Consider the following 472-nt stretch of genomic DNA (forward strand, 5'->3'; position numbering starts at 1 on the left):
TGATTCGATGGGAAGAGCCATTGCCACCAAAAGCACCAACCATCTCGGAGGGTATACCAACACCGAAACTGAACTGGATTTTGCGGGGGTTCCCAAGCTTTCTAAAACGTACCATAAAAGATTAAGTACAGATACTGAAAAAGTGATTACCGAAACTTTTGAATACGATTCTCAAAACAGGCTGAAAAAGCATTATCATCAGGTGGATAATAACCCGCAGGAACTGCTTGCTGAAAATACCTACAACGACCTGTCTCAGCTTGTGAACAAGAAAGTAGGAAATAATCTTCAAAGCATCGATTACACTTACAACATCCGCGGATGGATGACCAAGATCAATGATCCTGCAAACCTTAACGGAAAACTGTTCGGATACAAAGTAAAATACAGTGAAGTGGAAGGGCTTGAAACACCCAATACAGACTTTTCTACTCTGAAAGTAAAACCGAAATACAACGGCAATATTGCGGAA

1 pseudogene is annotated in these 472 nt (G+C 40.9%); it reads left to right on the forward strand.

Annotated elements, in window-relative coordinates:
* Positions 1-472, forward strand: a pseudogene (locus QWT87_RS21120) (RHS repeat-associated core domain-containing protein); the annotation flags it as partial.

Source organism: Chryseobacterium urinae (assembly GCF_030518295.1).
Lineage (GTDB): Bacteria > Bacteroidota > Bacteroidia > Flavobacteriales > Weeksellaceae > Chryseobacterium > Chryseobacterium mucoviscidosis.